We start from the raw sequence: 12,622 nt of genomic DNA, 5'->3' as shown, positions 1-12,622 counted from the left end.
CGCTCAGCGGGCGTGCGTCGGCACGGATCGCTCGCGGAGGAACTGCTGGATGGCGTGATTCACCGGGTCGGGGTGGGTCATGGTGACCGCCAGGCGCGCACCCGCGATCTCGACGAAGGTCGATGCGGTGAGATCGGCGGCCAGCTGCTGGGTGCGCTCGCGGGCGATGCCGCTGTCGGTGGCGTGAATCACCAAGGCGGGGCAGGTGATTTCGGACAAGCGATCCGATACCGAATCGCGGCCGAGCAGACAGCCCGCGGCGACCTCGATGCCCTCGCGGTCGCGGACCAGCCAGCGTTTGGTCCAGATCGCCCGGTACCACTCGTCATCGCCGATCAGCCAATACGCGAGCTGTTCGACGGCCTCCTGCCGGGAGTCGTCGCCGTACCACTCGTCCAGGAATTTCTGGGTCGCGGTGGATTGCTCGGGCGTCGGGCCGTGCGCCTCGGTGCTGATCAGGATCAGCGCGGAAACCCGCTCGGGTGCGATGAGCGCGGTGCGCAGCGCGGTGAATCCCCCTTGCGCGGTGCCGCCGAACACGGCGCGTTCGGCGCCGAGATGGTCGAGCACGGTGAGGGCGTCGCGCGCGGCGGTCCAGTAGGTGAACGGTAGTCCCTGGTCTCTGGTGCGGCCGTGTCCGCGCGCATCCCAGGACACGATCCGGAATTCCGGTGCGAGCGCGGCCATCTGGGATGCGAACATCGTCCGGTCCATGAAGAATTCGTGTGCTAGTAAGACCACCGGACCGTCGCCGCCACTGTCCTCGTAGTGGATGTCGGCGTCTATCGCGCGGGCGAAGGGCACGGCATGAGGATAACCAGCAGTGCGGGGGCGCGCGGGACGATTTCAGCCGCTGGCATCTAAGGCTCGCTGGCGCTCGGCTCCGGCGCCAGCGATGCTGCTGTGCCGATGGTTCGCTCGCTGCGCTCCCTCACTAGTGCCGATAGTTCGCTCGCTGCGCTCCCTCACTAAACTGTTCGAGTGGCAGAAACTCAGAGACCGGTCCTCGTCGTCGACTTCGGCGCACAGTACGCCCAGCTGATCGCCCGGCGGGTCCGTGAATCGAGTGTTTATTCGGAGGTGATCCCGCATACCACCACGGTGGACGAGATCGCCGAGAAGCAGCCGCTCGCGGTGATTCTGTCCGGCGGACCGTCCAGCGTGTACGCCGAGGGCGCACCGCAGTTGGACGCGCGGCTGTTCGATCTCGACATTCCGGTCTTCGGCATCTGCTACGGCTTCCAGGCCATGGCGCAAGCGCTCGGCGGCACCGTCGCCCATACCGGCACCCGCGAATACGGCCGCACCGACCTCGATATCGACGGCGGTCTGCTGCACGGCGGTCTGCCCACCAAACAGCCGGTGTGGATGAGCCACGGCGATGCGGTCACCGATGCGCCCGAGGGCTTCGAGGTCACCGGCACCAGCGCGGGCGCTCCGGTCGCCGCATTCGAGAACCGGGCCCGCAGACTGGCCGGTGTGCAGTACCACCCGGAGGTGCTGCACTCGCCGCACGGTCAGCAGGTGCTCAGCCGCTTCCTGCACGAACTCGCCGGCATCCCCGCCACCTGGACTCCGGCCAATATCGCCGAATCGTTGATCACTTCGGTGCGCGAGCAGATCGGCGGTGGTCATGCGATCTGCGGGCTGTCCGGCGGTGTGGACAGCGCGGTCGCCGCAGCGCTGGTGCAGCGCGCCATCGGCGACCGCCTGACCTGTGTGTTCGTCGACCACGGCCTGTTGCGGGCGGGGGAGCGCGAGCAGGTGCAGCAGGACTTCGTCGCCGCGACCGGCACCAAGCTGGTTACCGTCGACGCGGTGGACAAGTTCCTCGGTGAGCTGAAGGGCGTCACCGATCCGGAGGAGAAGCGCAAGATCATCGGCCGGGAGTTCATCCGGTCGTTCGAGGACGCGGTCTCCGAGGTCGTCGTGGAACAGAGCGGTGGCGCCGAGCCGGAGGTCGAGTTCCTGGTGCAGGGCACGCTCTACCCGGACGTCGTCGAATCCGGTGGCGGCAGCGGCACCGCGAATATCAAGAGCCACCATAATGTCGGCGGTCTGCCCGACGATCTGGAGTTCGACCTCGTCGAGCCGTTGCGGTTGCTGTTCAAGGACGAGGTGCGCGCGGTCGGCCGCGAACTCGGGCTGCCCGAGGAAATCGTTGCCCGCCAGCCGTTTCCGGGGCCCGGCCTGGCCATCCGCATTATCGGCGAGGTCACCGCGGACCGCCTGGAGACGCTGCGGCAGGCCGATGCCATCGCACGCGAGGAGTTGACCGCCGCCGGACTCGATCGCCAGATCTGGCAGTGCCCGGTGGTGCTGCTCGCGGATGTGCGCAGCGTCGGCGTGCAGGGCGACGGCCGCACCTACGGCCATCCGATCGTGCTCCGCCCGGTCTCCAGTGAGGACGCGATGACCGCCGACTGGACCCGGCTGCCCTATGACGTACTCGAGCGCATCTCCACCCGCATCACCAATGAGGTGGCCGAGGTCAACCGGGTTGTCCTCGATGTGACGAGCAAGCCGCCGGGCACCATCGAATGGGAGTGACCCCGCAATCGGGCCTGATTTGCCGGATTTCGGGAGTACCGTCAGCCGGATAGACCAGTTCCCCAGGGGGTCCGGATGGCAGCGAAGAAGCCGCTCTGCACCTTTCACGCGGTCGTCGAGGCACCGTGTGGGGTGGTGGCCGCGCTGCTCACCACGGTGAGCGCAGGGCCGGTCGGTCCGGACAACGCCTTCTTCCTCGTCGACGGGCCCGACCCCGGGATCGAGTTGCGCGGCGGCCCGAATGAATTCCGGGCCGCGATCGCCGGGGATCTCAATGGGATTCGGGTCGAGGTGGATCGGGCGCAGGCGATGTTCGCGGTCGAGGGGCAGCGGTGGTTTCGTGCCGAATGCCGAGTGCTGCCGCATCCGAAGGGCGCTCGGGTGATCCAGCAGATGTTCAACGTCGCGACCAGTGGGCGGTGGATGGTGCCGATGATCGCGCGGGGTGTCGAGGGCAAGCAGCGGGTGAGTATGCAGCGGCTACTCGACCGGATCAGCGAGCATTTGGGCTGTCCGGCCTATTTGGAGTAGTTGTGGGCGGCGGTGTGCGGCCGAGGATGAGCTGCCCGAGCAATAAGCCGCCGCCGAGGTAGCTCCGGCTCGGTGTCAGCGGCATGAAACGGCCGATCGGGATTCCGGTATGGTCGGTCGGTTCGTCGTGGGTGTCGAACTGTTCCATGGGCATTGGCGTTGTACTCCTCCGGAAAGAGAACGGCCCGTCCGTGGGGGCGGGCCATTCGGGGTGATCAGCGGGGTCTGCGCGGGGATATGACCAGGAAGATGCCGACCACGATGGCGGCGATCACGACCACCCAGCCGAGCGAGGCCACACCGGTGGCGGTCATGGTGGCCGGGCCGATGAAGGCCCAGATGCTCACACCGAGGGCGAGCAGTCCGACGATCAGCAGGGAGACGGACGGTCCCCGCTTGGTGACGTTGTCATCGGTGGGGTCAGCCACGGTGCACCTCCGCATTGCCGGTCCGGACATGGACTTTCAGGTCGAGCACCGGCGCGCTGTCGGCATGCGGGCCGGTAATACCGGTGGGGCAGTTGACATCTCCCAGATTGACGGTGCAATCGGTGCGCACCGTCATGCCCTCGGGCAGCAGGATCCTGGCATCGCCGAGCCGGACCGCGACCTCGACGGTCCGGTTTTCGGTCAGGTTCAGCGACCGCAGATCCAATGTGCCTGTCCCCATCGTCAATTCGTACTTCGGGGCCAAGTCGGCCATCGAGGTCGGCGCCCAGGTGCGATCACCGACGGTGGCGCTGTCGAATTCGATCGGGCCGAGCATCGAGGCCAGCACCACGAATCCGGCGAGCGGTGCGGTCAACACCAGCAGGCCGAAGCCGCGACGGAGGAATGCGCCGATCACCAGACCCAACCCGATGACCGCCAGCGCCACCGCGCCGATGCGTCCCGGTGTCATCCACTCGACACCGGAGGCGGCCAGCGCACCCGCACCCGCGGCGGCCAGGATGGCCAGGCCGAGCACCACCGGGGTGAGCCGCGAGCGGGGACGCTTCGGCGGGGGCGTGACGATGGTGCGGGTCGGGGTGGGTTCGGGGAGATCCCAGGCGAGCGGTGCGACGCCGAGCGGGTCCCAGGAGGGTGGGGTCGGACCGGTCGGGGTCGCGGCCGTTGTGCGGGATGGGGGAGTGCCTGTGCGCGAAGTGGATTCGGTTCGCGATGAGCTGCCGCCGTTTTCCGAAGCGGCGTCGATATTGCTCGTACCGGGTGTCATGGCATATGTGGTGTCGCCATCTGTTGCGCCGGACGCCGTGCTCGCGTCGGACGGGCCGCCGGTCGTGTCCGGCGATTCGGGAGCGGCAATTCTCGGCGTTCCATTGTCGGGCGTTGCGGTCTCGGTGGGTGGTGCCGTGGTTCCCGCCTCGCCCTTGTCGAGCAGGACGGTGTCGGCATCTTCTTTACCCAGCAGGACGGTGTCGGGAACGGCTGGCGTAGCGGCCGCATCGATCGGCATGCCGCCCTTTTCGATCAGTTCGGTTTCAGCGTTGCCATTTTCGGCATCCGGCGAGCGAACTGTGTCCTGCGCAGGGATATTCGGTGCGGCCTTGGCCGGAGCGTCCGGAACATATGCGTCCGGCAACTTCGTGTACGGGGTGTACATGCTGCTCTCCGGCGCGTAGAAGTCGCCCGGCATCGTGCGCTGCGGGAATACCGCCCCGGGGTAGCCGGTCGTGGTGAGACCGCCGTCCAAGCCACCGAGCGAACTCGTGCCGGGCGGCGGCTGCGGGTTTCGCATATGCAACATCCACCAACCGGCCAGCAGCAGCGACATGCTGATCATGCCCGAGCCGGCCAGTCCGACGCCGACCGGTCCGACGGTGCTGACCGCGATGGCGAGTGCCACGATCAAAACGATGGTCTTGGTCTGTGACTGCGAGCTGTGCCCCTTGCCGAACAGCGACTCGGCCGCGGAGTACTGATCACCCGCCTCGCTGAACAGCAGCCAGGCGAGCAGGTAGAGCACAATGCCCGCCCCGCCGAAGATTGTCGACACCACGAGCGCGACCCGCACGAGCACCGGATCGATCCCGTAGCGCTGCCCGAAGCCGGCCGCGACGCCCGCGATCGGACCTTGCCGCGGCAACCGGACGGGCCGCGACTGCCACATCTGGTGAATCTGATCGCCGAAGCTCGTTTTCGTCATGGTTTCCATGGTCGTGCTGACCAGCACTTCGGCGCATCGGGGGGAACCCTGAGAATCTCTGATCTCTTTGGACCAACCGGTCTCTTGTTTATTCGCAGGGCGGACGGTGGGAGAGTGGGGGGCAGGTAGCGCTGCCAGAGTTCGGGAGTCATGAGCCGGGCGGTGCGATGGAACTGGACGTGAGGCGGGGATGACGGCGATCGGTGAAGTCCCACAACCGCATCAATCCGTCGTTTCCCGCTGGTGGCCATGGTCTTGCCGTCGGGACTGAACGAGGTCGAGATGATCGCCGGATTATGTGCGGTGACCCGGTCACCGATCGGTTCGGGCGATGCCGGGTTACTGATGTCCCAGACCTGGAAGGTTTCGTTCACCACGGTGACGGATGTCATCGACCGCGAAGCTTCGCCGTCGGCGAGTTCGATTGCCCGGACCCATCGGTCGCCCTGCACTGCCTGCACGGCATCCTCAACCAACCACGCCGCCATCTGGCTGCGTTCGGACGCCGATCCGGATGATCGAACTCGCGGCGCTGTCGTCGACGCGGCGCTGCGGCTGTTCATTCGAGCCTGATCGCCACTGCTCGCGAAACGACGAAGATCAGGGCGATTCCTGATGGTCGGTGTCGGTCGGGCGTGCCAGTATCGAAGGCATGTACCCGTCCGTGCCCGCGTTCGATGCTGCTCGGGGGGCCGATCCCCGGGGTTTCGGCGCCGCGCCCGGGTTCGCGCCAGGCCCCGGCCGCTTCGGCGCCGCGCCGGCCCTGCCGCCGACACCGCCGTATCCGCGGATGGTGCGGCGTTCGGGTGGCCGGATCGTCGGTGGTGTCGCCGGCGGTATCGCCGATCACCTCGGGCTCGATGTGTTCAAGGTGCGGATGGCGTTCGTATTGCTGTCCGCGCTGGCGGGGGCGGGGATCGTCGCCTACGGGATGCTGTGGATCTTCACTCCGGGCGGCCATGATGCGGTGAAGCCGACCGGTAAGGAGCGTCGTCAGGCGATCGGGTTGGCCCTGCTCGGGCTCGGGCTCGCGGTCGGAGTGTCGTGGTTGTTCAGCGGTACCGCGGCGAAGGTGATCGTGCCGATCGTCGTGGTGGCGGTTGGTGCGGCGCTGGTGTGGCGCGAGTACGACACCGACGGCCCACGTTCGCTACTCGGACTGCCCGCGCGTCCCTCGGTGGTGACCTGGTCGCGCATCGTCGCCGGGATCACCATGATCGTGCTCGGACTCGGCGTGGTGGTGCTGGCCAGGATCGATCTGAGCTCGCTCGGCTCCGCGCTGATCGCGGTGGCGGTCACATTGATCGGCGCCGGTCTGCTGACGGTGCCGCTGTGGCTGCGCATGATGCGCGCGCTGAATGCCGAGCGCGCCGCCCGCATTCGCAATGAGGAACGCGAGGAGATCGCGTCGCACCTGCATGATTCGGTGCTGCAGACGTTGGCGCTCATCCAGCGTCAGGCCGACGATCCGCAAGAGGTGGCCCGGCTGGCGCGCAGTCAGGAGCGGGAGCTGCGGCGCTGGCTCTTCGAGGATTCCGGGCCCGCGCAATCGAGTCTGGCCGTGGCGCTGCGCACGATCGCGGGCGAGGTCGAGGATCAGCACGGGGTGAAGGTGACTCCGGTCACCGTCGGCGATGTGACGATGGACGGTGCCGACAGCGGGTCCGGCCTGCCGAAGGAGCATTTCACCGCATTGCTCGGCGCGAGCCGGGAGGCGCTGGTGAATGCCGCCAAACATGCGGGCGTCCCGGAGATCGATCTGTTCGCCGAGGCCGAACCGCATCAGGTGAGCATCTTCGTGCGCGATCGCGGGGCCGGCTTCGATATCGCGGCGGTGCCGCAGGATCGGCGGGGTGTCGCGAAATCCATTCGCGCCAGAATCGAGCGGCGCGGCGGTCAGGTGGAGATCCTGTCCACGCCCGGTCGGGGCACCGAGGTGCGGATCATCATGCCGCGCACCGATTCCGGTGCCGATCGGGACCGGGCCGAGGCGGAACAGCCGGTCGGCGACGATCAGGTCGACGGAGTACGACAGACAGTTCGCAACGCCAAGTGATCGCTCCGATGATGCGACGCAGGTCGTAGCTCGGATGACGACGGCTGTGGTGGCAGTTGTGGTACCGATGAAGTGCGGGCGGCCTGCGGGCGGTCCGCGCGTCAGGGTGGGTCGACCCACCGAGGGTGAGGAGAAGTAGGTGACCGTGCGGGTCTTTCTCGTCGATGATCACGCCGTATTCCGCTCGGGTGTGCGGGCCGAATTGAGCCGGGAGACCGATATGGAGGTCGTCGGAGAGGCCGGGGGCGTGGCCGAGGCGGTCGCCGGAATCAATGCCGCGCGTCCGGATGTCGTACTGCTCGATGTGCATATGCCCGACGGTGGCGGGGTCGCGGTGCTGGCCGGCATCGATGACGGCCCGGTATGCCTGGCATTGAGTGTCTCCGATGCCGCCGAGGATGTGATCGCGGTGATCCGTGCGGGTGCGCGCGGCTATGTGACCAAGACGATCTCGGGATCCGAACTGGCTGATGGCATTCGGCGGGTCGCCGGTGGTGACGCGGTGTTCAGTCCGCGGCTGGCCGGTTTCGTGCTCGACTCCTTCACCGGCAAATCACCGGTCCCGGAACCGCCGCTGGATCCCGAACTGGATTCGCTCACCCCGCGTGAACTGGAAGTGCTGCGGCTGCTCGCCCGCGGCTACACCTATCGGGAAATCGCGGAGAAGCTCTATATCTCGGTGAAAACCGTTGAGACACACGCCTCCAACGTGCTCCGCAAGACTCAGCAGTCCAACCGCAACGCACTCACCCGCTGGGCGCACCGCCGCCGCATCGACTGAGCCGCTGCGGATCACATCATCGCGATGATGACGGCGATGATGAGGATCAGGCCGATCAGCAGGCCGATGGCGATGGCGAGCGGGGCATTGCTCGCTTCTTTCGACTTCGACTTCGACTTCGGGCGCTGGGGTGCGGCGGCCGCTGGACCCGACGGGTTGCCGCGGTGCGGGCGCGGCAGCGGAGTCGAGTGCGGGCTGCGCAGTCCCGATGCCGAATTGCGGGCCGCCCATGCCGGAATGGTGCCGTCCTCGGTACGCACCGGAGCGCCGAGGATATACGGACCGGTGCCGGGACCGAATGCGGCGGTGAGGATTTCGTCCCGCGCCTCGGCCATGGTCGGCCTGCGCTGCGGGGCCGGTTCCATCATGTGCAGCAGCGCGTTGGTGAGCATGCCGCTGCGGCTGGGCGGGATGATCTGGGCCATGGCCGCGCGATAGACCACGGCATCGGTGTCGTCGTCCATACCGAACGGCGGTTGCCCCTCGATTGCGGTGTAGAGCGTGGCGCCGAGGGAGAACACATCGCTGGCCGTGGTCGGCTGCGCGCCGCGCGCCACCTCCGGGGGGAGATAGGCGGGGGTGCCGGTGATCACGCCGTCCGGTTCGTCGGAGTTGTCGGTCGCACCACGTGAGATGCCGAAGTCGCTGAGCTTGGCCATGCCGACGACGGGTCCGCGGTCGGCGACGAGGATATTGCCCGGTTTGATATCGCGGTGCACGATGCCCGCGGCGTGCGCGGCCGCCAAAGCATCGGCGACTTGTGCCCCGATCTGCGCCACCTCGATCGGCGGTAGTGCGTTCACCAGCGCCAATGCCCTTGCGACACTGCGTGATGGCAGATGTTCCATCACCAGCCACGGCTCGCCGGCCTCGAGCACCACGTCGTAGACGGCGATGGCGTGCTCGTGCGAGAGCTTGGCCGCGACCCGGCCCTCGTGCATGATCTGGTTGCGGATCTCGTTGGCCTGCGCCTCCGGGAGTCCGGCTGTGGAGAGCACCTGTTTGATCGCGACGTCCCGGTTGAGCAGACGATCGTGTGCGAGCCATACCGCGCCCATACCGCCGCCGCCCAGTTTCGACTGCAGACGGTAGCGGCCGGCAACCAGATAATCGGGGCCGACAATGGGACGAGCGCGTTCGGTCACGGTGCGAGGGTATCGGAAAACAAGGCCAGCTGGCCTGATTCGCGCCGTGCCGGTTATTTGCGTCAGCAGGCGATCCGGGTGCATTCCGTCCACCATGCCGATGAAGGGTGGGTGAATGCTGTACCCGAGCATGCGCCGGATTTCGGGCGAGACCGCGCGCACCGAATCGCGACTGGTCGAGAGAGTGAAGGCCTCCTGAGTGCGCAGCGCCACCGCAACGGCCATGTGCACGCCACCGAGGACGGCCGCGAAACGAAGTGATCGCGCGTACTTGACGGAAATCGGGGGCGGGTTTCTACTGGGCGAGTATCGAACGTATATTCGATAGTGATCGATAGCTGGATCGGTGCTGAACTCTTGATCGTGGGGGTTCGGGCCGTGCTTCGCCTCGGGTCCATCGTTGGAAGTAGGTGGTTGTGATGGGTTCGGATGAGGACTCAGGGGCGGGGAGACGGCGGGACAGGATGCCGCCGAGGGATAAACCGACACTGGATGAGCTGCGCCGACGGATAGCGGCGATACCCGCGCGCGGGGAAGCGGCGGCCGAGCGGATTCCGCACACCGCCGAATTGCGCAGGGAAGCGCTCGCGGTGCCGCCCGCCCTTGCGGAGCTGTTGCCTGATGGCGGCCTGGTCAAGGGTTCGGTGGTGGCCTATTCGGGTGCGAGTTCGCTGCTGGCCGGGTTGCTGGCCGCGGTGACCGAGGGCGGTGGGCATGCCGCGGTGGTCGGGGTGCCGCGGCTCGGGCTGCTCGCCGCGGTCGAGATGGGTGCGCAATTGCAGCGCCTCGCCGTCGTCGCCGATCCCGGCCCGGATCCGGTGGAGGTGGCCGCGGTGTTGCTCGACGGCCTCGATTTGGTGGTGCTCGGCCTTGCGGGCGCCGCTGTCGCTCCGTCCCGCACCCGCGTCATCGCCGCCCGCGCGCGCAGCAAAGGGGCCACCCTGGTGGTCACCGACGGTCGCTGGCCCAATCCGTCCCTGCGCGTGGACACCCGCATCGCCGGGTACGGCGGCCTCGGTGCGGGCCGGGGCCGCCTCCGCTCGCTCCGCTTGGAGGTCGCGGTCCGCGGCAAGGCGGGCCCACCCTGCCACGGCCGAATCGAACTGCGCCCCAGTGCGAGTCGAGTGGAATGGGTGGCACTGGAAACGGCGGCCGCGGCCGATGAAGTGACCGTCGAGGCGCGCGGTGCGGCGTCGTGAGTTGGCCCGTCGCGCCATGCTCAGCTGCGCGAAGCGGCCTTTCCGTCGAGTCGGAGTTTCGACTCGGCGACGGGGCCGGAGCAAGTGAGGTGACGTTCCGTGCGTGCGGTGTGTCGGCGTGATTCGCGCGCGGTGACGCTCCCCGCTGTAAGCAACGGCGGTCCGAGGGTAACGGTCGACTGTCGCATCGACGGTGGTCGGGAGATAACGGCCGACTGTCACATCGACCCCAGATCTGGACTGTGTAGCGTCCTGATACTCCTTCGCAATACGCGGGTGGACAGGCCGTGTGCACATCGGTGCCGAGGCGAGCGCACCAGGATCGACCGCTCTTACCTCGAAGTGCGGGACTTCGCGCGGCAGCCGCGCCACACGAAAACCCGCGCTGCCGACCAAGGCGCGTCGCCGGTCGCCAGCGAGATTCGTCCGGACATCCTGTCCTGTGACCGGGCACCCCGGACAGCTGGTGCCCGGTTGCTACACGGGGTGCCGGGGTGGTGATCCGGCCGAGTCGGGTGGGTGGGACGCGAGTGCTGGCGCTGTGGTGTCCGGACTGGTCGGCGGTGACGGCGGCGGCGATGGCGCGGGTGCCTGCGACGCGGCCGGTGGCAGTGCTGTTCGCCAATAAGGTGGTGGAGTGTTCGGCAATTGCCAGGGCCGAGGGGGTGCGGCGTGGGCTGACCAAGCGGGAGGCGCAGGCGCGGTGTCCGAATGTGTATGTCGCGCAGGTGGATCCGGATCGAGATGCGCGATTGTTCGAACCGGTGGTGGCGGCCATCGATGCGACGGTGCCGGGAGTGGAGGTGCTGCGCCCCGGGCTGTTGGTGCTCGGTGCACGGGGTGCGGCCCGATTTTTCGGATCCGAGGAGGCGGCGGCCGAACGGCTCGTCGACGCGGCCGCCGCCGTGGGGGTGGAGGCGCAGATCGGCATTGCCGACGAGTTGTCCACGGCGGTGATCGCCGCGCGTTTCGCCGCGATCGTGCCGCCCGGCGACGGTGCGCGATTCCTGGCGCCATTGCCGGTGCGCGAACTCGCGCTCGAACCGAGCCTGTCCGCACCGGAACGCATCGAGCTGGTGGATCTGCTGCATCGCTTGGGGTTACGGCGGATCGGTGATTTCGCCACACTGACCCCGATCGAGGTCACCTCGCGCTTCGGCGCCGACGCCGTGCTGGCGCATCGCTGTGCCAGGGCCGTGCCGGAACGTCCGCCGTCCGCACGTCATCCGCCGAAGGACCTGGCGGTGCAGTATCGCTGCGAGCCGCCGATCGATCGGGTCGATGCCGCCGCCTTCGCGGGGCGCATGCTCGCCACCCAGTTGCACGAGGCGCTGTCCAATGCCTCGATGGCCTGCACCCGGCTATCGGTGCTCGCGGAAACCGAGGCGGGCGAACAACTTTCGCGCATCTGGCGGTGCGCCGAACCGCTGACCCCGGAGGGCACCGCGGATCGGGTGCGCTGGCAGCTGGACGGCTGGCTCACCCGCCGTGACCGTCCCACCGCACCGATCACACTGCTGCGCCTGGAACCCGTCGAAGTCGTTGCGGCGAGCGCACTTCAGCTCGGTCTGTGGGGCGGTGTCGGGGAGGAGGACGAGCGGGCCCGCCGCGCCCTGATCCGGGTGCAGGGTCTGCTCGGCGGCGAAGCGGTCAGGGTCGGTGTGCTCAGCGGCGGCCGCGGACCCGCCGAACGCATCACCATGGTCGCCCTCGGTGACGAGCCGATTCCGGCCGCCGATCCGGCCCTGCCGTGGCCCGGCCGCCTGCCCCGCCCCGCACCCGCGGTGATCCTGGTGAACCGTCCGGTGGTGCGGTTGGAGGCCGCCGACGGAACGCCCGTACAGGTCACCGACCGCGGCCTCTTCACCGCCGACCCCGCCCTGCTGCGTTGGGGCAGCAAGCAGTGGCCCCTTGCGGGCTGGGCCGGTCCGTGGCCGGTGGACGAACACTGGTGGACCCCGGAATCCGCCACCTTCTGCGCCGGAACCGCCGCCCGCATCCAGGTGCAGCTCGCGGGTGAACCGGCTGACGTCCGTGTCCTGCTGCTCATCTACAACGATCAGACCTGGCGCGCCGAGGGGCTTTACGACTGACTACGTGCGCGACCGCACCAGCGCCAGCGTGAACGGATGTCCGCGCAGCTCCGCCCTTTTCGGCTCGGACGCGAGACACCAGGAGGCCGCGAACACGCGGAGGCGCGGCCAAAGATCCAGTA

General features: G+C 68.0%; 11 protein-coding genes. 7 read left to right on the top strand and 4 right to left on the bottom strand.

The annotated features are described in order from the left end of the window. Positions 1–3 precede the first annotated feature (3 nt). A complete protein-coding gene (locus ACQPXH_RS29020) occupies positions 4–804 on the bottom strand; it encodes an alpha/beta fold hydrolase (protein WP_433599631.1) in 801 nt (266 codons plus the stop codon). Positions 805–981: 177 nt separating this feature from the next. Between ACQPXH_RS29020 and guaA the strand changes: the two genes are divergently transcribed. Together guaA and ACQPXH_RS29010 are read left to right on the top strand one after the other, a co-directional pair. Then, positions 982–2,550, top strand: coding sequence for a glutamine-hydrolyzing GMP synthase (gene guaA, locus ACQPXH_RS29015; protein WP_433599630.1), 1,569 nt, complete (start codon positions 982–984; stop codon positions 2,548–2,550). Positions 2,551–2,625: 75 nt separating this feature from the next. Next, complete coding sequence (locus ACQPXH_RS29010) at positions 2,626–3,081, top strand: hypothetical protein (RefSeq protein WP_433599629.1); 456 nt, start codon at positions 2,626–2,628, stop codon at positions 3,079–3,081. Positions 3,082–3,296: 215 nt separating this feature from the next. On the opposite strand, the gene ACQPXH_RS29005 is transcribed toward ACQPXH_RS29010, so the two are convergent. After that, positions 3,297–3,509, bottom strand: a complete 213-nt coding sequence (locus ACQPXH_RS29005; RefSeq protein WP_063039019.1) for a hypothetical protein — start codon at positions 3,507–3,509, stop codon at positions 3,297–3,299. Next, positions 3,502–5,226, bottom strand: a complete 1,725-nt coding sequence (locus ACQPXH_RS29000; RefSeq protein ID WP_433599628.1) for a PspC domain-containing protein — start codon at positions 5,224–5,226, stop codon at positions 3,502–3,504. The genes ACQPXH_RS29005 and ACQPXH_RS29000 overlap by 8 nt, the downstream gene beginning before the upstream one ends. Before the next feature lie 243 nt (positions 5,227–5,469). On the opposite strand from ACQPXH_RS29000, the gene ACQPXH_RS28995 reads away from it, so the two are divergent. The 3 genes from ACQPXH_RS28995 to ACQPXH_RS28985 all read left to right on the top strand — a co-directional run bounded on the left by ACQPXH_RS28995 (position 5,470) and on the right by ACQPXH_RS28985 (position 8,063). Next, complete coding sequence (locus ACQPXH_RS28995) at positions 5,470–5,799, top strand: hypothetical protein (RefSeq protein WP_433599627.1); 330 nt, start codon at positions 5,470–5,472, stop codon at positions 5,797–5,799. Between the two features lie 79 nt (positions 5,800–5,878). Beyond that, positions 5,879–7,282, top strand: coding sequence for an ATP-binding protein (locus ACQPXH_RS28990; protein WP_433599626.1), 1,404 nt, complete (start codon positions 5,879–5,881; stop codon positions 7,280–7,282). 145 nt (positions 7,283–7,427) lie between these two features. Then, positions 7,428–8,063 (top strand): response regulator, encoded by a 636-nt coding sequence (locus ACQPXH_RS28985; protein ID WP_040686746.1) that lies wholly within the window; start codon positions 7,428–7,430, stop codon positions 8,061–8,063. 11 nt (positions 8,064–8,074) lie between these two features. Here ACQPXH_RS28985 and ACQPXH_RS28980 read toward each other — a convergent pair whose 3' ends face one another. Further along, entirely contained in the window at positions 8,075–9,208 is a 1,134-nt protein-coding gene (locus ACQPXH_RS28980; RefSeq protein WP_433599625.1) for a serine/threonine-protein kinase, read from the bottom strand. Positions 9,209–9,672: 464 nt separating this feature from the next. Here ACQPXH_RS28980 and ACQPXH_RS28975 point away from each other — a divergent pair, with 464 nt between their 5' ends. Both ACQPXH_RS28975 and ACQPXH_RS28970 read left to right on the top strand, forming a co-directional pair. Next, positions 9,673–10,407: a hypothetical protein gene (locus tag ACQPXH_RS28975; protein WP_433599624.1), complete on the top strand. Its 735-nt coding sequence runs from the start codon at positions 9,673–9,675 to the stop codon at positions 10,405–10,407. A 578-nt stretch (positions 10,408–10,985) separates the two neighbouring features. Further along, on the top strand, positions 10,986–12,500 hold the full coding sequence (locus ACQPXH_RS28970) for a DNA polymerase Y family protein (protein WP_433603615.1): 1,515 nt from the start codon (positions 10,986–10,988) through the stop codon (positions 12,498–12,500). The last annotated feature ends 122 nt before the right edge of the window (positions 12,501–12,622 follow it).

This window comes from Nocardia sp. CA-135953 (assembly GCF_050955735.1).
GTDB lineage: Bacteria > Actinomycetota > Actinomycetes > Mycobacteriales > Mycobacteriaceae > Nocardia.
Note: the sequence above shows the minus strand (reverse complement) of the source record. Positions and strands in the feature narration are given on the sequence as shown.

What these genes read in the sequence shown, in the direction of transcription:
- ACQPXH_RS29000 (WP_433599628.1), bottom strand. Translation starts at nt 5,226, where the DNA reads ATGACGAAAACGAGCTTCGGCGATCAGATTCACCAGATGTGGCAGTCG.
- ACQPXH_RS28970 (WP_433603615.1), top strand. Translation starts at nt 10,986, where the DNA reads ATGGCGCGGGTGCCTGCGACGCGGCCGGTGGCAGTGCTGTTCGCCAAT.
- ACQPXH_RS29010 (WP_433599629.1), top strand. Translation starts at nt 2,626, where the DNA reads ATGGCAGCGAAGAAGCCGCTCTGCACCTTTCACGCGGTCGTCGAGGCA.
- ACQPXH_RS28990 (WP_433599626.1), top strand. Translation starts at nt 5,879, where the DNA reads ATGTACCCGTCCGTGCCCGCGTTCGATGCTGCTCGGGGGGCCGATCCC.
- ACQPXH_RS28975 (WP_433599624.1), top strand. Translation starts at nt 9,673, where the DNA reads ATGCCGCCGAGGGATAAACCGACACTGGATGAGCTGCGCCGACGGATA.